The organism is Roseimarinus sediminis (assembly GCF_050433125.1).
Classification (GTDB): Bacteria; Bacteroidota; Bacteroidia; order Bacteroidales; family Prolixibacteraceae; genus Roseimarinus; species Roseimarinus sediminis.
In genome coordinates, this window is record NZ_JBNPXV010000005.1 from 85,230 (window position 1) to 106,001 (window position 20,772).

Genomic DNA, 20,772 nt, shown 5'->3' on the forward strand with positions numbered 1-20,772 from the left:
TTTGAAGGCTCTAAATTAATAAAACTGATGGCAGAAAGTTTGATAAATATCAGCTGTCGGTGGCTGTTTTCCTGAATTTATTTCTATTTACTCTTTCTCAATCATACTTTTTATCAACTGTTCGGCACTCAGAGCCTGATAATTGTAATGCTTTTCAAATTTTGTGCTGTCGAAGAAATAATCTACTTCGTACTGATGCCGAATATCGTACAACTCTTTTAATATGGGTTTCAGATAAGTGCCTATTTTCAACATCGACTTAGTAATAAGCTTAAAACGGGGACTCACATGCAAATGTTGTGCAAAAAGTTGGGTCCATTCTTCACCGTTTAGTTTTTCATGAAGCGAAGGAAGATGCCAGATTTGTTTATAGGCCGATGGATCGTTAGCTAAAATGGCTAAAGCTTTTGCAGCATCAACAGGTGCAATGCCATTGTGGACGGCCTTTGGGTTGATCAGCCAGTTGGCTTTTTTGCCTTTTTTCAGCCTGTCGTAAATCAAGGCGTTGAAGATACTGTTGTTGCAGCCAATAAAATCGGGTGCCCTCGCAATTAGCAAGTCAATTTTGGGGTTTGTGAATTGATTACTCAGTTTACAGGCAACCTGAGCCCTGATTTTGCCTTTTTCCGATGGGGGATTAATTAAGGCATCTTCGGTCATGCATGAATAGCTTTCAGGCGAATACAGATACATGTTGTCGAGGAACACCAGTTTGGCATGATAGAAGATGCATGCATTGATTACATGATGAATAAACGCAGGCCAAAGCCTTTCCCATTCTTTGGTTCTATAGGGAAACCCTATGGTTACATAAACGATTTTGGATCCTTTAATCGCATTGAAAATATTGTTTCGCTTGCTCAGGTCAACTGCCAGTAGCTCATCGTTTTGATTAATTTTTTTGGGATTTCGGCTAACCAACCTGATTTTGCTGGTATATTGCGGGAGTACTCTTGCCAGTTCTGCACCGATGCTCCCTCCTGATCCTAGGATTGTTTGCATGGTAAATTTGCTTTTTTAGTTTGAAAGGGTATCGCATTGTTTTAGCCAAATTTAATAAAATATTTTGATAATAGCCATTCGTATTTATTTAAAAATGATCTTGTTGAAGATTTAAAATTAACATAATCTTGGTTGTGGGTATCGGTATAAATTAAGTATTGCACCTTGTAATGTTTTTTATTGATCTTTGTAGCTACTACTGTTAAATAGCTTTGTTAATATGTAAGTTTTCAAATTCTAAAGGGCCGCTGCTATATTATTTAATTAAATCGACATACTTTTTTGGGCATGCAAATGCTATTTGCTTAAAATTTGTAGATTTGTAGCTGCCCATTAGCAGGGTCATTAAATTGGTAGAACCATTTATGGTAGATACATCAAAAGGAAAAGATTGGTTTAAAGGTATTTTTGATGAACATTACGAGTTTGTCAGGAATTATCTGTACTATTTATCAGGCGATATCGCTGTTTCTGAGGATATAGTGCAGGATGTTTTTATGAAAGTATGGGAGGTTCGCGATACGATTCAGGAAGCCACTGTTAAACCTTTACTTTTTAAAATTGCCCGCAATCTCTATTTTAATACCCATAAAAGGCGCATGCTCGATCTGCGTTTTATCAATAATGTGTTGGTCGAAAAGGAACATGAATCGCCAGAATACCTTATGGAGTTGAAGGAGTTTGATAGCAAACTTCAGAAATCAATCTCCAATTTACCCGAACACTGTCGTACGATTTTTCTGATGAGCCGCATCGATGAAATGAAATATCACGAGATTGCAGAAAGTTTGAAAATAAGCGTTAAGGCCGTTGAAAAGCAAATAAGCAAAGCACTGAAGCTGCTCAGACAAAACATTGAATACAAAGTTTAAATTGGTATGAAACACGATCTGTTGGGACATATCGATCATCTGACCAGTCATTATGCGGTTCCTGTTTCAAAGTCGAAGGAAGATGCCTGGTTGGCCCTGAGTGAAAGGCTTGAACGTCCTCAATCATACACTAACAGGCAAAAGCGTGTAAAGATCAGTTTGTTTATAGGATCAAGTGCTGCGGCTGCTGTTTTTTTGGTGATATTGTATATCGGAATGTTTAATACCGGTAAATATTCGACACCCCTGGTGACAGCAGTAGAGCAGGTTGATCAACTCATTTTGCCTGATAGCAGCCTGGTGGTACTCAATTCGAATTCAAATGTCAGGTACCATTACAACAAGTTAACCGGCGAACGGAATGTATTGCTCTCAGGTGAGGCTTATTTCAGCGTTAAGGATGGGAAAAAATTTACCGTTGATTTTGCCGGTGGATCGATAAAGGTAGATGGTACAGCGTTCAATGTGGTGGCTTATGATGAAAATTATCTTCATTTTGCCTGCATTTCAGGAAGAATAAAGGTTGATCTCAAACGAAAGAATTTCTTACTTCGTGAAGGCGAAACGCTAAAGGTTTTCAATGGCAATGCACCGGTGAAGGAGCTGATTGAACCGGAACTGATTCTTAAAAGAATGCAGGGCAGGTATTACTGGAACAGGGTGCCGGTTGAAGAATTGCTTTATTTCATCGGAAAGCGATTTGCCTATCAATTAACATACAGCCAATATCAGGGAGAACGAAATTTTTCAGGTAAAATCGATTTGTCCGATCTGGACAATGCTTTGGATATCATAGCATTTGCAATGGATTTACAATTCACGGTCGACCACGAAAGGCAAACAATCAAAGTAGATGCAAAAGAGTCAGAAGCTGATTAAATATTTGTTTTTGAGCTTGTTCCTTTTGCTCACGCAGAAAGCGCTTCCGCAACAGCGAATTTCAGTCGATGTGGCAGATCAGCAACTGAGTGTGGTGTTAAACAACATTGCCAGGGATAATAGCGTCCGTTTTGCTTTCGATGATGACCTGCTTGCACAAATTCGTGTTACTTTTCAATACAACAACATCAGGCTTGAACAATTCTTGAATCAGGTAGCTGAACATTATGGATTAAAATACCGCTTAATAGCCGGAACCTATGTGTTTTATGTCGATGATGAAGTTAAAATAACTGAGGCCATTCAAGCCAGTTTGCCAACCTTACCCGATTCTTCACAACAAGTTGAAGTTCCTGTTTTTACTGAAACAGAAAACAGGATACTATTAATGGAAACGATTGTTAAAAATAAGCGTACCGGAGAGCAACTAAAATATGCCATTGTACGCGTAAATGGTGTTGAAAGTGGATTTACCAACGATATGGGATATTTTAGCTTTGAGGCTTTAAAGCACGATACGGTTAAAGTTTCCATTGAGCGTTCAGGTTTTTTATCAAGCGATACAACACTGGTTCCTGGTGAGAATGAATTCCTGGTCTTCGAACTAAAGCCTTTGCCCTTGCTTGAAAACCTCAAAGGACGAAGTTCACGACCTGTACGATTCATGATTGAATTACCTCAGGTTCCCGACATGATGCTTATTGAGGCCCGTAATAACTTTCAGCTTCCCGCTGTTGAATCGAATGACCTGATTTCATCGCTCACCATTATTCCCGGGATCAATTATCTGAAAGGAACCGACACCGGTCTTTCGATCAGGGGGGGAGCTCCTTCCGACAATCTCGTACTGCTTGATGGAATCCCTGTTTTCGAAACCAATCATTTGATGGGAAATCTGAGCATCTTAAATGCCAAATACGTACAGCAGGTTTTCGTTTCGCGAGGTGGTTTTGGTGCTGAATACGGAGGCAGAACTTCGGGCATTGTCGATCTCTCCGGTAAAACAGTGAACAGTAAGGTGGCAGAAGTAGATTTTACGGCCAACCTGCTGCATACCAATATTTATGTTGGAATTCCAATCAATGAAAAAAGTTCACTTACCGGAGCATTCAAGAAATCATTTGTCGATGTCTGGCCTCAACTGCTCATCGATCAGTTTGCGCTCGAGAATAAAATACTGCAAGTTGACGGAACAGAAACTTTTAACGGAACGGTTGATGAAACGCTGATTAACTATTCCGATGTAAATCTAAAACTTAGCATTCATCCCACCCGACGCAGGGAAATCAACTTCAATTTTTTTGATAGTTTTGATAGTCAGCAGCGTAATTATGTTTTCGACGACAGTGAAACGTATTTTCAAAAAAACAACAACAAGGTGCGTACAACCGGTTATAGTTTTAATTTGAAAAACCAATCAAGAAATGCCTGGCTACATTCTCTAAGTGCCGGCTATAACAGCATGAGCAGTTTTAGTCAGTCGGAGCACGGCAAGGAAGCGCTTATTGCCGACCAGCCTGTAAAAAACTATTTTGATGCCGATAGCGAAAACCTTCAAACCTTACGAATGGCCTGGAAATCGGAAAACAGACACCGTATGTTTGGACATCAGTTGGGTGCGGGATATAATTACGATGCAATTGATTACCGCTATGAAAATCACGAAGTAAAAATAACGGGGGCCAACAATTTTAACGATTCCATCGCGTCGAACGCCAGTGCGGGTCTGGTATACGGTTTTTATCAACTTTCTTTAAAACCTTTTCCATGGCTTTACCTTCGAGGGGGCACCCGGGGCCTCTACCATATTAATGAAGAGGTTTTTACCGTTCAACCCCGCTTTGGTCTGGAAGTAAGCAGCGGTGATCATCTGCGATTTAACTATTCAACCGGTCGTTATGTTCAGCACGTATATCTTACTTACAGAATGGATTCGTACAAAAACATTTCATCAGTCTGGTTTATACCCGAGGCACTTAATCAGAACCTTGATGCTTCTCATCATGTGGCAGGTGTAAAACTGGAGTATTCAAAGTTTAACCTTAACGTTGAAGGTTACCTGAAACAAAATAGAAATAAAGTGTATTTTATTGGTACACCCGAAATGCAGGGTGGGCTCAATGTGGTCAATTATCAGGATTTTAGCGGAGTGGAAATTAACAGGGGAATCGATTTTTTTATGCAGTATCGTTCAAAGCGCTTTAAGCACCTGTTGGCCTATTCATTGTCGGAGTCGGTTGAACAAATCAACGGAATCAATGAAAACCGCTTTTTCCCTTCGACCGATCATCAGCAACATCGGCTGCGACTTACCGAAATGTACGACTGGAGTGGCTGGACCCTGTCGCTCAACTGGCATGTAGCCAGTGGCCTTCCCTATATGAAGGCAAATTCCGATCAAAGTCAGCTGCTTTTTGGCGTATTACCTTATTTTTCTCAGTTGGATGCTTCAGTAGTTAAGCAATTCGATTTTAAATATTTTTATGCCGACATCGGGATTTCTATATTAAATATTCTGAATCGCCGGAACGAATTATGGGTGCATCATTATTTGCTGAGTGAAGGACCTGCTCAACATCAGGTCTCGGCAAGCACCACAGCTACTGCTTTTTCTCCTTTGTTTTATGTCAATCTGCGCTACGAGTAATTCTGTTCGTTTAAACTTCGCTTGAGTGCTTTATCAGTTTTTTATTTTTTTTTATTTTTTCGGGTAGGGTGATCGCCGTTTAATTTGTAGTATAGTCGAGTAATAAAGATAGGATTATGTTCAGGCATCCAAATTTAAAACATAGAAACGGAACCACAGACGATTTTGCAAAAGAGCAGAAAATCGATCAATCAATTCGGTACTTACAGGTTCCGGCCGTGAAAGCAAAGGCGGATGTCCTGAACTTTTTACTTCAGGAAATCAACGAGCATAGCAGTGTAAGGATGCACCGTGGCAAAGTACGAAAACTTTATTATCAGCTGGGTTCTGCAGCTGCTGCCATTCTGGTTTTGTTTACCATATACTTTTCATTTGGCTTTGAAGAATACACTGGTAGCAGTAGTGCGGCCAATGTGTTTTTTCTCCCCGATAATTCAAGGGTTGTTCTTGATGAAAACGCCACAATTTCCTATTCAAAACTGTTTTTTAAGCGAAATGTTAAAGTTGAAGGAAAAGCTTATTTTGAGGTGGAATCGGGTAGTGATTTTTATGTAAAAACCCGAAATGGTTCAATTACTGTTTTTGGAACCCGTTTCAGTGTAAACGATTTGAATAAGGCATTAAAGGTACATTGCTATGAAGGAATTGTTGGCGTTGATTATGCAAATAAAAGAATTAAACTGGAAGGTGGTATGCAGATGTATGGCGAAAACAGTTCATTTACTATAAAGAAAAACCAGTCAGTCGATTATCCTTCATTTGCACGTTTTTCGTTCAATTGCAATAACATGCCCTTACAGGAAGTATGGCCTGTTGTAGAAAACTTTTTCGGACTAGATATTGTTAGCAATCAGCTACTTGATAAGTCATTTACCGGATCGATTAACACTGGTAATATCAACGAAGTGATGGAGATTATCTGTACTTCAATGGACCTTAATTTTGAAATTAAAGACGGAAAGATAATTTTAGAACAAAACTAATTTTTTTGCAGCCACATGGCTCATCACTCTGCCGTGTGCGTACTGGAATGATCAACGATTAAGCAATGCCGGACTTTTCAATGAAAGGTCCGGTTTTTTATTTTAAGCGCAGGCTGAAAATGTAACGCAAGGCAAACGTAAGTGTAATGAGAATAAATGAAGCTTCAAGCTCCTGAGGCCAGAACAACATCGCCAGCGTAACTGCAAGTATCCAGATTAAGGATGCCTTTTTAATAAGCGTTTGAAGTTTAATACCGCACCTGAGTGCTATTAAAAATGCCAGCTGCGCCGGTAGTAACCACAAAATATTCATGTTATAATTGGTAGCCGAATGATCGGTTCCGACCCACATAAAAAGCAGAAATAAACCTGCCAGTACAGCAATTGTGTTTATTAAGTAATCGAGCCATTTCAGATTGATCTTCTTTTTTTGTTCAAAATAAGTAAGAAGTGCAATCAACATTAAGATCAGTGAAAAAACAACAATTGGATCATCGTATTGCTTATTGGTGAACTGAAGTTTCGATGTGAGGTAGACCTGCTTCGATTGAACCAATCTGGCTTCCTTTTCGCTGTGGCGGATACTTGCACTATCGAAATGACTTTCCATGTGGCGGGGTAAGTACATGGTTTGATAGGGACTTGCTGTTTTGTCGGCGCTTAAGCCAAGGATGAGGTTAATTCCAAAGCGGGTCCAGGGGGTATGCTCAAGATAGGGGAAAAGCAATTCCCTGAACGATTGATGGTTTGCTCTTCCGTTGAATACAATGGAGTCGCTGGCTGCTTCTTCCACAATGTCGCGAATGCGGGTAGCACAATTATCATAAAAGAAATCGTATTTGTAAAAACGGTTTTCGGGTTCCAGATTTTCTTCCAGTAAGGAAAACAGCTTTTGTTTTTCATCCAAAGTCAGGTGAAGTGCTTGACCGTTCACTGCAATTTTACGGTGGTTGTATTCAGCCATAAAGCGACTTGCCGTTGTTACCGTAAGCATATAGTCGAGCCGGCCCCGGATGAATTTCCAGTAAAAGTTAGGTGTGTTGAAATCGAAGGTTCCATAGTTGTACAGCCGGTCGACTCCGGTGGTCTGATCATTGATCCACAAGGCACTGTGGCCAAATCCGGCGTATAATTCTGCTCCCGGTCCACAGGTAAACATTACCACCCTTGCATTGGGTGAAAGCGACTGTTCCCTTGCTTCAGAAAAAAAAGCAAAGAACAATGTGATAAGTATTATTACTGTTCTTTTAAACATGATGTTATTGTTGTCAGGCCACGAATATATCAAAAAAAAGGATGATCACCTTGCGCAATCATCCCTGCAATTATTCTGTGTTGTTGCTATAAATCGAGCAAGGCATGCAGTGGGTTAATCCCATTAAAGAGCATGTTTTCGGGTGTTTCAATCAGCTCTTTAACTGTTTTCAGAAAACCGACCGAGTCTTTCCCGTCGATGATCCGGTGGTCGTACGAAAGGGCAAGATACATCATTGGGCGGATTACTACCTGTCCATCAACAGCAACCGGTCGGTCAACAATGTTGTGCATGCCAAGAATGGCCGACTGCGGAGGATTGAGTATGGGAGTTGACAGAAGTGAGCCAAATACTCCGCCGTTGGTAATAGAAATGGTGCCACCTGAAAGATCTTCGATGCTTATTTTCTTGTCTCTGGCTTTTTGTGCAAGGTCTTTGATTTCTTTTTCGATGCTGGCAATACTTTTCGATTCAACATTTCGAAGGTTGGGGACCATGAGTCCCTTGGGTGTTTGTACTGCAATTCCCACATCGACATAAGAAGGCGAAATGATTTCTTCACCATCAATTTGTGAGTTGACAGCCGGGTAAAGCTGGGCAGCTATGCTTACAGCTTTGGTGAAAAAACCCATGAAGCCAAGTTTAAAACCGTGTTTTTCAACAAAGCGGTTTTGCATTTGCTTACGCAAATTCATCACGGCACTCATATCGACCTCGTTAAAGGTGGTTAACATGGCCGTTTCATTTTTAACGCTTACCAGCCTTTCACTCAGTCTTCGGCGCAACATGCTCATTTTATTTCGTTCCTGGTCGCGCGAAAAAAGCGCTGTTCCACTGGCTTGGGAAGGGCTTGTCGGTTTGCCTGATTTTGCTGCATTCATTACCGCTTCCACCTCGCTTTTTCCAATGCGGCGCAGTCCCTGAATAATGTCGTCGACATTAAGGTGGTTCTCATCCATTATTTTGGCTGCAAGCGGAGTTACCTTCGGTTGTTTTGTTTCCTCTTCGTTGTGTTGATCCTGTGTTGTATCTTTTTCATCCGCTTGCTCTTCCTCTTCGTTGCGCTTTTTACCTGCTTCCTGCTTGTCACCTTCTTTTTGTTCAGGCGCCTCCGCTTCGGTGTCGATGGTAAATGCTACTGTGCCTACTTTTACTGTTTCGCCAGCTTGTAATTTTATGCTGATTTTTCCACTTTCTTCAGCCACCAGCATCAAGGTTGCTTTATCTGATTCGACCTCGGCAACTTCGTCATTTTTATCAACATAGCTTCCATCTTCAACCAGCCAGCTGGCCAGTTCTACTTCACTAATCGATTCTCCCGGACTGGGAATTTTATATTCTTTAATCATATCGATGGGTTGAATTCGTTTTACGACTCAAATATTTCGCTTACAATTTTCTGAAAACGTCTGTTGTGTTGTTCCATCAGACCGCCTGCCGGACTTGCACTTTCTTTTCGTGCTGCCACTTCCAGTTCAAATTCAGGAAAATTACGACCAACATAAGGCCAGGCTCCCATGTTAACCGGTTCGTCCTGGGCCCATACTTTTCGTTTTGCATTTTTATATTTGGCAATGTAGTTTTCCACTTGTTTTGCAGGGAAGGGGTACAATTGTTCGACCCTTATCAATGCGATGTCGTCGCGTTGTTTTTCTTTTCTGATTTCTTCCAGCTGATAATATATCTTCCCGGTGGTAAGCACCATGGTGCTAATTTTTTCAGGATCGGCATGCGGGTCATCAATTGTTTCCTTAAAGCCCTGGTTCAGCTCCTCAAAGGTGCTCACTACTTCGGGGTGACGCAACAAACTTTTCGGGGTAAAAATTACCATGGGAATACGATAATCCCAGAGCATCTGGCGTCGAAGTGCATGAAAGAGGTTGGCTGGTGTTGTCAGGTTCATCAGCTGCATGTTGTTTCCTGTTGCCTGTGCAATAAAACGCTCGATACGGGCACTTGAATGTTCGGGGCCCTGGCCTTCATAGCCATGGGGCAAATACAACACCAGGCCGTTGTAAAGTCCCCATTTTTCAAGTGCCGAAGTGATGTACTGATCGATGATTACCTGACCAACGTTACTGAAATCGCCAAACTGAGCTTCCCAAATGGTGAGTACCTTTGGCATGGCCAGTGCATAACCATATTCAAAACCCAGCACTCCGTATTCCGAAAGGGGAGAGTTAAATACATGAATGTGTGGCAGCCCTTTTTTCAAATCATTTAAAGGAAAATATTTTTTCCCGGTATCTTCTTCCACCAGGGCTGCATGCCGGTGAGCAAAGGTACCCCGTTGGGAATCCTGTCCGCTGAGACGCACCGGGAAACCATCATTTACCAGACTTCCGTATGCCAGGAATTCGCACATTGCCCAGTCGAGCCGGTTGTCTTCGACCATCTGCTGGCGCATTTCAACCAGTTTTAATGCTTTTCGGTAGAATTTTTTTTCTTTGGGCAGATTCAGTAACAACTTAGCAATTTCTTTCAAATTTTTCTCCGAAACAGCCGTTTTTACCGGCACAAAGAGATCGCCCTTCAGGGGATTTTTGTATGCTTTGTATTCATTGACCAAAAAGTTGGTAATATCGAGTTTGTGATCTTTTCTCGATTCATTCAGTTCTTCGTCTAAAAGCTGTTCAAATTCGTTGTCTCGTTTTTTAACATCTTCTTTGGTAAATATTTTCTTCCCGATCAGTTTTTCAGCATAAATGGCTCCCGGGTTAGGGTGGTTTTCTATTTGTTTATACAATAAAGGTTGCGTGAAGCGTGGTTCATCACCTTCGTTATGACCATATTTCCGATAGGAAAGTACGTCGATAAAAACATCGCTCTGGTAACGCTGGCGGAATTCGATGGCCAGTCTGACTGTATAAATCAGTGCTTCCACATCGTCGCCGTTCACGTGAAATACAGGCGAACGTGTTACCTTGGCAATATCGGTACAATAGGTACTCGATCGGGCTTCGAGGTAGTTGGTGGTAAAACCAACCTGATTGTTGATAACTATGTGAATGGTTCCACCCGTTTTGTATCCGGTGAGGTTGGCCATCTGAACAACCTCATAAACCACACCCTGTCCGGCAATGGCAGCATCTCCGTGAATGATAACGGGGGCTACCTTACTACAGTCGCCATCATAAAACGAATCGATGCGCGAACGGGCCATTCCCTCGGCAACCGGGGTGGCTGCTTCGAGGTGCGATGGGTTGGGTAAGAGGCTTAACTTAACTTTTTGCTTGTTGTGTGTTATGATCTCGTTTTCATAGCCTAGATGGTATTTTACGTCGCCAAGCGAAATGTCGCCAGAGTATTCTTTTCCAAAAAATTCCCTGAAAATATTTTGATACGGCTTTTTAAGAATATTGGCGAGTACATTCAGACGACCGCGATGTGCCATCCCGAATATGAATTCTGAAATACCTAATTCAGCTCCTTTCTCAATAAGGGCATCAAGCGCAGGAATCATCGCTTCACTTCCCTCGAGTGAAAAGCGTTTTTGTCCGACAAACTTTCTGTGAATGAAGTTTTCAAAGCCAACGGCCTGCTTCAGATGATCGTAGATGTGCTTTTGCTGATCGGCAGTGAATTCCTGTCGGTTACGGCTGCTTTCCATCTTGTGTTTCAACCAGCTCACCACCTCGGGATCGCGCATGTACAGGTATTCGGCACCTACCGATTCACAATAAGTATCCTGTAAGTGAGCGATGATTTGTTTCAAAGTGGATGGCCCCAGTCCTATTTCTGAACCAGCTTCAAATATCTTATCCAGGTCACCATCTTCCAGACCAAAGTTGTTAATTTCGAGGGAGGGGGTGTACTGACGGCGTGTTCGAACCGGATTGGTTCGGGTAAACAGATGACCCCGCTGCCGGTAGCCTTGAATTAAACTCAGTATTTTAAATTCTTTATCCAGTTCGATGCCGGTCCCACGTTGGTTGTTTGCTGATGGGGTTCGGCCGGCAGCCAGTTCAAAGCCTTTAAAGAAATTGATCCAGCTTTGATCGAGTGATGCCGGGTTGCTTAAATATTGTTGATACAGCGCTTCTACAGCATCGGTATCGAGATTGCTTAATGGCGAATCGTAGTGCATATCGGTTTCTCCCAACGGTTAGTTAATTCTTTTTTAAAATAAGAATAAATGACATTCGAAATGTGCCTTTTGTTTAATTTAATTAACAATAATCTGAAAGAAATGATTAGAAAAAAGACAGAAAACTGAATATTTAAAATGAATCGCCTGATATTTGTTTTGTTACTAAGCAAACGGGAGGGACAGACGGATGAGAAAAAAGGCTTATAAAACAAAGAAGGACAACATGCTTAGTCGTCCTTCCCTGATTTGTTTTATGGTAAAAATCAATAATTCTCTTCGTTGATCTCGAAGTAAGATTGTGGATGCTGACAGGCCGGACAAATTTTAGGAGCGACCATTCCTTCATGAAGGAATCCACAGTTACGACATTTCCAAACTACTTTATTGTCGCGCTTAAAGACTTTCCCGGCTTCAAGGTTTTCGTAGAGTTTACGATAGCGCTCTTCGTGGTGTTTTTCAACTTTGGCGATCAACTTAAAGGCCATGGCAATTTCCTTGAATCCTTCTTCTTCGGCTGTTTTGGCAAATTCAGGATAGAGTTCCGTCCATTCTTCGTTTTCACCGTCAGCAGCTGCTTTCAGATTCTCCAATGTGCTGCCGATTACTCCTGCCGGAAAAGTTGCGGTAATCTCCACCATTCCTCCTTCAAGAAATTTAAAGAAACGTTTGGCATGTTCCTGCTCGTTAAGGGCTGTTTCTTCAAACATGGCTGCAATTTGTTCCAATCCGTCTTTTTTAGCCTGTTTCGCAAAAAAAGTATAGCGGTTTCTTGCCTGTGATTCACCTGCAAAGGCCTTCAGCAGGTTTTGTTCTGTTTTTGTTCCTTTCAAACTTGACATGGTATATGCTTTTTGATTTTATGATAAAAATAGTGAAAATAGGAGACAGGGCAAGGCTTGCAGCCTAATATAGAAATACTCTATTTTGCTTCGTCCTTTTCTTTAATACCCAGTGTTGATTTGATGCCGGCATAAACCGATTGCCAGCAATAGCCAACCACCGAACGCTGTTTGTCGCGGTGTTTTACAAATTTTGTAGGTAATATCAGATTCCCGTGACGTGGATTATCCGATTTTAAGGCTATTGAATTAACAAGAAAGCTGGCCAGTTTGCCTTCTTTCAATGTACCTCCTTTTTTATTCAAAAGCGAAATTTTCAAATCGTTGTAATAGAAGCGCATTTGTCCGATGGCTGAATCACCGTTGGCTTCGAAAAAAACCTGCATCGAAGGTGTGTAACCTTCCTTGATCGAAAGCTTTAATCCGGGTTCGGTAATGGGATTAAATTCGGCGAGCTGCATATTGCTTACTGTACCGTCGAAGGTAAATTCGTTACCAAACGACGGGATGTTGAAATTCATTTTTATCTGAGTGGCACCTTTGCCCATCAAAAGGCCATTAATCGAAGCTTTCATGATTGGTCGGGAGGCAAGCCGGTGACTTTCATTCGATATATCTGTAATTTCGGCCTGAATATCGTTTACAAAAACATGGCTAAGATCGACGGCATCGGGCTCAATTTCCCAGTAGTCGAAACGAGTGGCATTAAGCCGGGCTGTGTCAATACTTAAATCAATGTTCAGATCGCGCAGGGCCTGTTGTGGCATTTTACGAAGCTGGGCCGGATCGAGCGGATAGGTTTTATCCCTGAAGATACTTACCCTGCTGAAATGGCCGTCGAGAGACTCAACTTGCCATTTATTTTCTTCAAACAATGCTCTCAGGTTGAGCCCCGAACCCGAAAAACTGGAAGGTTCAATAGTGAAATAGTCAGCCTGGTAGCGCTTTGCCCGTGCAAATTCTTTTCTCGATAAGAGGGGGGTGAGCTGTACTTCGTCAATTTTAAACCGGCCATCGCTGTGTACTTTGATGCCCCGGGTTTGGTAGCGATAAAATCCCTGTGGTGTTTTTCCTCCGAGTTGTTCAATGCTCAAACTGACCGATTCGGCGTTCAGCAGGCGACCGTCGTTGGTTCCTTTTTCATCGATCAGAAAATTGTGAAGATCGATTTGCAGCCGATCGAATACCCTCTTTTTTGTATAGTCGAGGGTAAGCGAAATATTGCCGGCACTGAAACGATCAATCTGAACTTTTTTGGCTATTTGCCTGATTTTTGAATATAGCCCTGTGGTGTAAGGGCTGAAATTGCTTTCTTTCTCAATCCTTTTATCACGGATGTAAATTTCCGGTGCATGCATGATGAGCTGATCGGAGTGAAAAGTTTTTTCTTCAATCAGCCTGACCAAATCAAAACCTTCGAGCGAAAGTGCCGGAATCCTGGCACGGCTTGTTATTTTTTTTTCATTGCCGCTAATGCTTTCAGCAGGTTTTACTAACAAATTATCGATGAACAGGTACTTCTTTCGATGCTGATACGTCAGGTGTTCTATGGTGCTTGTATGCACTTTGTCGGCTAGCTGAAAATGCAGATCGTCGAGCAGGAAGTTAAAATCGTAATAATTGAAAGCGAAATCGTCGTTTTGATGATTAATCTCCAGCTTGTTTAGGCCGAAATTCACAGTGCTTGTAAATAAAACTTTCTTCTCAAAATTTTCATAACGTGCCAGTTCAAGTTCCCCGTCATTAATTTTTATCGCATTGGCCGAAATCGAATGAAGCTGGTCAAGCATCGGAGGCTGCTCAGTATTATCACTGTTTTGCTTCTGATTAACACCAGCATCTTTCTGAATTAACAGGCTGATGTGGGGTTGATTAAAAATCACTTCATCCATTGTCAGCATCCCTTCGTTAAAAAGCCTGAAAATATTGGCATTGCTAATTTGTAAATCGGGAATATTTGCAAAAAATGAAGTTTTGGTCTTCTTAAAGCCCTTACTTAATATATCGGGATAAAGTCGTGCATTTTTTATATAAACCCTTCGTGAAGACGATAAAAGTCCAATTTCAGCAGCATCAATCTTATGCACTCCATCGGCCAGGCTAAACGAATGTTCTTTTAAGATCAGGTCAATTTGGTCGGAAAACAGGAGCTGGTTTTTTCTTCGCGCAGTATATGCATCGAGTGTAAAATTGGTCAGTGTTGCTGAAAAAAGATTTGATAAATTAAAATCGGCCTGATCGTTTTGCTGCTGGGTGAGCTTAAGTTCTCCGTTCACAATGTTCAAACGGCTAATGCTAATGCGTTGCATGTAATCGTCGATCAGTGAATACAAATCGGTTTGAAAGTTAAAACGATCCGCTTTGTTTTGTTTTTCCCATTTCCCATGCCTGAGTATGTTGAATTCAGGTGAAGTAACTGTTAGCTGATCGATGTGAAGTTTTTTATTGAAAAAGGCATCATGCAGGTTGGCACCGTGCAGACTGACTTTTGGAAATGCAATATGCAACCAGGTTGCCGCTTCGAGCTGTTCGCCGTACTTATTTTGCAAAGGTTCGTTGGCCGGCTCAATTTTCAGGTTTTCGATGCTGGCAATCTGATTCTTACTTGAAAAATGAAGGCTGGCAACTTTCAGATTATGCATTTCGTCGGCCAGTTGTAGCTGTAAATCGGAAAAATTCAGGTCGAAAGTTTCGGCAAAGAAAATTTTATCCGATTGGTAAAAGGTGGCACTGTCGACCGAAAGTTCATCCAAGGCAAATTGATAATTGCTTTTAAAGAAACCCGATTCTTCGTTGTGGTCGATGTAATTGTATTGAATCGTTCCCTTATTAATGCTCGTTTTTTCAACATAAATACCGCTGAGATAATCCTTGGTTTTGTCGAGAATGATGCTTTTATCCCTGCCCGTAGTTTGGTTGACCTGCTTATTTTCAAAACTGATTTCAGTGTGGGGCGCTTCGATGATCAGCTCCTGCATGGGCAGTGTTTGGTGATGATACCACTCATGAAAGTCAATTCCGTTAAACTGTACTGTTTGGCAGGTTGTTTCGACCACCGTGTTGATGTTTTCGACCCGGTTGGAGTCGACCGGCACAAAGCGAATCTGGCCGGTTTGCACTTTGTTGTTGTGTGATGAAGCTGCAAGCTGATGAATCAGTAATTGGTGCAGTCCGTCGATGTGTTTGAGCGTAAATTTATTGAACTTCAGATCAAAATCTTTCGACGATAAAATTCTTTCTGGATCCTTGTAGGCGGTTGAGTCTGCCTTGAAGTCATAGAAATTCACATCCAGCATTTCAAAGTGTTGTACAACGCTGTCGCTATTCGAGGGAATGAGTTGGAGATCTGCTTCCCTGATGCTGAAATGATCAATGCTAACCAATTGCAGTTTGTTCTCGATGAGCTGATACAAATTGACTTCGTTAATGGGCGTTCCTTTTAAAATTTTCGATCCAAATTTGATGGACATCGAAGGGGCAAGCAACTCCATCGACTGAAAACTGATGGTGTCGCTGTGCAATAGTTCCTGCAACCGACCGGTTTTCACTACTATTTGAGGCACTGAAATCCGAAACTGGTTTTCGCTATTGCCTGTGGTATCGCTTAAAGGCTGCAAGTTCACATTGGTAGCGCTGAGTTGTTGCCTTATCAGCGACAGCTCAATGGCTTCGACATGCATTTGATGTATGCTGTCGGGAAGCCTGGTGCTCAGGTTTTCAAGTAGTAGTCTGATATCTGAAACATCGAACAAGAAGGGGCTGTCGGTGTATTTTTTACCGCCCAGCTTAAAGTGGTTTGCTTCGATGTTAATTTCGGGCAATTCATAATTTTCAGAGAAAAGGGTGTCGATGTTAAAGCTGGCACGCTCGATGCGCAGTGTGTCAATAAATATTTCGGAAAGATAGGGCAGTTTCAAAGTATCTCCTTTGTTTAGCTTGCTTTTTGAAAAGCGATTGAATTCCAGCTGCTCTCCTGTGCTGAGCCTGATGTCGGGAGCGGTACTGGTGATCAGGCCAATTTTTACTTTTCGACCACTGATAAAAGGCCACAGTTCAATGTGAGAAAACTTTACCCTGCTCGTGTTGAGCCGGTAGCGTGTTTGGGTACTATCATCTGCATGAAGTGAATCGGGAGCAAGTAAAAGTCCGTCGATGGTAAGCGAACGTTCCGACAAATCGACATTCAACTGGTCAAAACTAAAACGATAGGTGTGTTGTGTTTTTTCATATACAAAATCAGATAAGTGTTTGTTAAGCAGATTTTCGATGTTGAAAAAAAAATAGGTCCCCACTGCTGTAATTCCAAGCAGAAGGGTAATAAAGAAGGTAAGAATGATGCTCCTGACCTGCGGTTTATGAGTGCTTTTTTTCTTCGACATCGTGCTAACAAAATAGTAAGAAATCACAATTATTACTATTATAAATGGAAATGTTACCATCCTTTTTTTAACAAGTTAGCGCTGAATAATTCCTTCGATGCAAGAAAACAGGCTTGTAGGCAGAGGTATTGGATTTTTTTATAGCTTTATCGTTATAAATGCATTTAGCAACTTAAGACCAAAAATTAAATGAAACAAGCTTTACTCTTTTTTGTACTCGTGTTGTTGTGTGTGGGTGCAAAGGCCCAGGACGAGTCGGCCGAGCAGGTAAAAACAGGATGGAATTTTGGAGCACTTCCAACCATTACTTTTGATACTGATCTGGGTTTCCAGTATGGAGCACTCGTTAATTTGTACAACTACGGCGACGGAAGTCGATATCCGAATTACAATCAATCGCTTTATTTCGAGGTTTCGCGCTTTACAAAAGGAAGTGGAATAAATCGTTTTAGTTACGACTCAGACAGGCTTATTCCAGGTATTCAAACAACATTCGATTTAAGTTATCTTACCGATCAGGCATATGATTTTTATGGTTTTAATGGTTACGAAGCTGTAGTAAATACTTCCTGGTTTAAATCCGATGTCGATGATAATAGTGAGTACATTTCGCGTACCTTCTATAAATACAACCGCAAAATGTTTCGTGCAAAACTCGATGTACAGGGAAAACTGCTTGGGAACAAAATTCGCTGGGTAACAGGCTTCAATTTGCAAAATTTTGTGATTTCGTCGGTCGATATAGATGAGCTGAATGAAGGAAAAGAAAGCGACTTGTTGCCTCCTCAAAATGGTTTGTACGAAAAATACCAGGAGTGGGGGCTGATTAGCGACGATGAAGCTGATGGTGGATTTATTCCAACTCTCAAAGCCGGGGTTGTATTCGATACACGAAATGTAAAAACCAACCCAATGAAAGGGGTTTGGACCGAAGCAGTTGTTGAAGGTACTTCGAAGATTATTGGATCTGAAGCCTCGTTTGCGAAGTTTGCGCTTATTCATCGACAGTACTTTACAATTATCCCCGATGATTTAGCTTTTGCATACAGGCTGGCATATCAAACGACTATAGGCGATAAGCAGGTACCCTTTTACTATCAACCGCAGGTTATGACTTCGATTTTACTAGAAGCATTGAGCGAAGGTTTGGGAGGAGCCAAATCTATTCGTGGTTTGTATAGAAATCGTGTTGTGGGCGATGGTTTTATGTATGGAAACTTGGAGATGCGTTGGAAAGCTGTACGATTTAGGTTTATCAACAATAATTTTTATATAGGTCTCAATGCTTTTACCGATTTTGGAAGAGTAACAAAGAAAATTGATATCGATAAGCAAATTGCTCAAATTGAAAATTCGGCCAACTATTTTGCGCCGGGAACCGAAAAATTTCATATCGGCTATGGTGCCGGTCTTCGCATTGTGATGAATCAAAACTTTGTAATTGCAGCCGATTATGGCCGGGCCGTCGATCCTCAGGATGGCAAAAGTGGAATTTACATTGGTCTTAATTATTTGTTTTAAGTACAGTAACTTTTATGCTCCGAAAACTTTTCCGGGCTTGATGGTTTTATTTCTTTTTGAGATAGCAAATTCAAATGCCCAAACCAATAACACAATAAAATGAACACGAGACATTTATTTTTTCTTACACTTTCTTTTATCGTAGCGATAAGTTGTAATAATACCAAGATGAAAACAGTTATAAAAGCATCAGATTTTACTTCGGCACCCGATGCAGAAAAAGATGATTCAGTTTTAAGCATACACGGTCATTCCCGTGTTGACCCTTACTTTTGGATGCGTTTGACTGATGAGCAAAAACAGGCCGAACAGCCCGATGAACAAACACAAAAGGTACTTGACTACCTGAATGCTGAAAACGCCTACACCAAAACCGTAATGGAGCCTACCGAAGCGCTTCAGGAAAAACTGTATGATGAAATTATAGGACGAATCAAGCAAACCGACGAATCGGTGCCTTATTTCAAAAATGGTTACTGGTATTACAGTCGCTTTAACGAGGGGCAGGAATATCCATTGTACTGCAGAAAAAAAGGCTCGTTGGAAAATGAGGAAGAAGTAATGCTCGATGTGAATGAACTGGCTAAGGAATACAGTTATTACCAGGTAAGCGGATTGCAGGTTAGTCCCGATAACAAGCTGCTTGCTTATGGTGAAGACACGCTGAGCCGACGCATGTATACCATTCGCTTTAAGAACCTTGAAACAGGTGAAATGCTGAGCGATAAGATTGATAATACAACAGGTGGCGGTGCCTGGGGAAACGACAATCTTACCTATTTCTATACTTCAAAGGACGAAGTTTCCCTCTTATCAAATAAAATTTGGCGACATCATGTTGGTTCTGCTCCTGAAAAGGATGTAATGGTGTATGAGGAAAATGATCCTTCGTATTATATCGGGGTGTACAAATCTAAATCCAATCGCTATGTGATTATATGGAACAGCAGTACGCTCTCTACAGACTACCATTTGATTGACGCCAATCAGCCGGAAAGCGATCCGGTGAATTTTACTCCCCGCGAAGAAGTACACGAATATAGCATTGTCCATTATGAAGATAAATTCTACATTGTTACAAACTGGAATGCTAAAAATTTCAGGTTGATGGAAACGCCCGCGCATGCCACTTCAAAAGAAAATTGGAAAGAAGTACTTGCTCATCGCGATGAAGTGCTGATTGATAATATTGAAATCTTCAGCAATTACCTGGTGTTAAGTGAACGTGAAAATGCGCTCACCAATTTGCGAATCATCAATCAAAACAGCAACGAAGAGCATTATCTCGATTTTGGAGAAACCGCCTATGTGGCCTGGATTTCTACCAATCCTGAATTTGATACGCCGATATTGCGGTATTCCTATTCATCGTTGACTACTCCGACCTCGGTTTACGATTACAACATGGAAGAACGCAGCCGCGAACTGAAAAAACAGCAGGAGGTTGTAGGTGGTCACAATCCGGCAGCCTACGTAACTGAACGACTCACCATTGAAAGCCGCGATGGTAAGCAAATTCCCTTGTCGCTGGTTTATCAGAAGGGAACGAAACTCGATGGCAAAGCTCCTTTGTTGCTCTATGCTTATGGTTCGTATGGTAGTACCATCGATCCTTATTTTTCATCAACCAGACTGTCGTTACTCAAGCGTGGATTCATCTTTGCCATTGCCCATATCAGGGGCGGACAAGCCATGGGGCGTGAATGGTACGAGGATGGAAAAATGTTTAATAAAATCAACACATTTAATGATTACATTGACTGCGCTGGTGCTCTAATTGATCGGAATTATACTTCAGCCGGGCACCTGTATGCAATGGGGGGCAGCGCCGGAGGTTTGTTGATGGGGGCTGTTGCCAATATGGCTCCCGGGCTTTTTAACGGCATGATTGCTGCCGTTCCTTTTGTCGATGTGGTTTCAACCATGCTTGACGAGACCATTCCACTTACTACCAATGAATTCGACGAATGGGGAAATCCTAAGGAAAAGGATGCTTATGAATACATGCTTTCGTATTCACCATACGATAATGTGAGTGCCATGGCTTATCCGCACATGCTGGTTACAACCGGTTTATTTGATTCTCAGGTACAGTATTGGGAACCGGCCAAATGGGTTGCCAAACTTCGGGATATGAAGACCGATGACAATTTGTTGTTGCTGCATACCAACATGGAGGCAGGGCATGGAGGTGCGTCGGGACGTTTCGAACAATATCGTGAAGTAGCACTCGAATATGCCTTTATGTTCTATCTAGAAGGAATCGAGGAATAAGCCTTAAAAAAAGAGGAAAGCGTTTTGCTTT

Annotated in this window: 12 protein-coding genes; 6 read left to right on the forward strand and 6 right to left on the reverse strand. The window is 41.6% G+C overall.

The annotated features are described in order from the left end of the window. Nucleotides 1-87: 87 nt before the first annotated feature. The gene (locus FHS86_RS08130) at nucleotides 88-1,002 is read right to left on the reverse strand and encodes a Rossmann-fold NAD(P)-binding domain-containing protein (protein ID WP_429412498.1); all 915 of its coding nucleotides are present in this window, start codon (nucleotides 1,000-1,002) and stop codon (nucleotides 88-90) included. A gap of 365 nt (nucleotides 1,003-1,367) precedes the next feature. On the opposite strand from FHS86_RS08130, the gene FHS86_RS08135 reads away from it, so the two are divergent. From FHS86_RS08135 to FHS86_RS08150, 4 genes are all read left to right on the forward strand, one after another. Beyond that, entirely contained in the window at nucleotides 1,368-1,874 is a 507-nt protein-coding gene (locus FHS86_RS08135; protein ID WP_429412499.1) for an RNA polymerase sigma factor, read from the forward strand. 6 nt (nucleotides 1,875-1,880) lie between these two features. Then, nucleotides 1,881-2,753, forward strand: a complete 873-nt coding sequence (locus FHS86_RS08140) for a FecR family protein (RefSeq protein WP_429412500.1) — start codon at nucleotides 1,881-1,883, stop codon at nucleotides 2,751-2,753. Then, a complete protein-coding gene (locus FHS86_RS08145) occupies nucleotides 2,728-5,400 on the forward strand; it encodes a TonB-dependent receptor plug domain-containing protein (protein ID WP_429412501.1) in 2,673 nt (890 codons plus the stop codon). Before FHS86_RS08140 ends, FHS86_RS08145 begins: the two co-directional genes overlap by 26 nt. 218 nt (nucleotides 5,401-5,618) lie before the next feature. Further along, entirely contained in the window at nucleotides 5,619-6,383 is a 765-nt protein-coding gene (locus tag FHS86_RS08150) for a FecR family protein (protein WP_429412502.1), read from the forward strand. Nucleotides 6,384-6,480: 97 nt separating this feature from the next. Here FHS86_RS08150 and FHS86_RS08155 read toward each other — a convergent pair whose 3' ends face one another. From FHS86_RS08155 to FHS86_RS08175, 5 genes are all read right to left on the reverse strand, one after another. After that, entirely contained in the window at nucleotides 6,481-7,638 is a 1,158-nt protein-coding gene (locus tag FHS86_RS08155; protein ID WP_429412504.1) for an Lnb N-terminal periplasmic domain-containing protein, read from the reverse strand. Nucleotides 7,639-7,724: 86 nt separating this feature from the next. Next, nucleotides 7,725-8,987 (reverse strand): 2-oxoglutarate dehydrogenase complex dihydrolipoyllysine-residue succinyltransferase, encoded by a 1,263-nt coding sequence (gene odhB, locus FHS86_RS08160; protein WP_429412505.1) that lies wholly within the window; start codon nucleotides 8,985-8,987, stop codon nucleotides 7,725-7,727. A 20-nt stretch (nucleotides 8,988-9,007) separates the two neighbouring features. After that, entirely contained in the window at nucleotides 9,008-11,740 is a 2,733-nt protein-coding gene (locus FHS86_RS08165; protein WP_429412506.1) for a 2-oxoglutarate dehydrogenase E1 component, read from the reverse strand. A 251-nt stretch (nucleotides 11,741-11,991) separates the two neighbouring features. Next, complete coding sequence (gene rbr / locus FHS86_RS08170; RefSeq protein ID WP_429412507.1) at nucleotides 11,992-12,567, reverse strand: rubrerythrin; 576 nt, start codon at nucleotides 12,565-12,567, stop codon at nucleotides 11,992-11,994. Between the two features lie 80 nt (nucleotides 12,568-12,647). Further along, on the reverse strand, nucleotides 12,648-16,946 hold the full coding sequence (locus FHS86_RS08175) for a hypothetical protein (protein ID WP_429412508.1): 4,299 nt from the start codon (nucleotides 16,944-16,946) through the stop codon (nucleotides 12,648-12,650). A gap of 189 nt (nucleotides 16,947-17,135) precedes the next feature. On the opposite strand from FHS86_RS08175, the gene omp85 reads away from it, so the two are divergent. Then, entirely contained in the window at nucleotides 17,136-18,467 is a 1,332-nt protein-coding gene (gene omp85 / locus FHS86_RS08180; protein WP_429412509.1) for an Omp85 family outer membrane protein, read from the forward strand. A 168-nt stretch (nucleotides 18,468-18,635) separates the two neighbouring features. Beyond that, nucleotides 18,636-20,741 carry a S9 family peptidase gene (locus tag FHS86_RS08185; protein ID WP_429412510.1) on the forward strand — a complete coding sequence of 702 codons (2,106 nt, stop codon included), beginning with the start codon at nucleotides 18,636-18,638 and terminating at the stop codon, nucleotides 20,739-20,741. The last annotated feature ends 31 nt before the right edge of the window (nucleotides 20,742-20,772 follow it).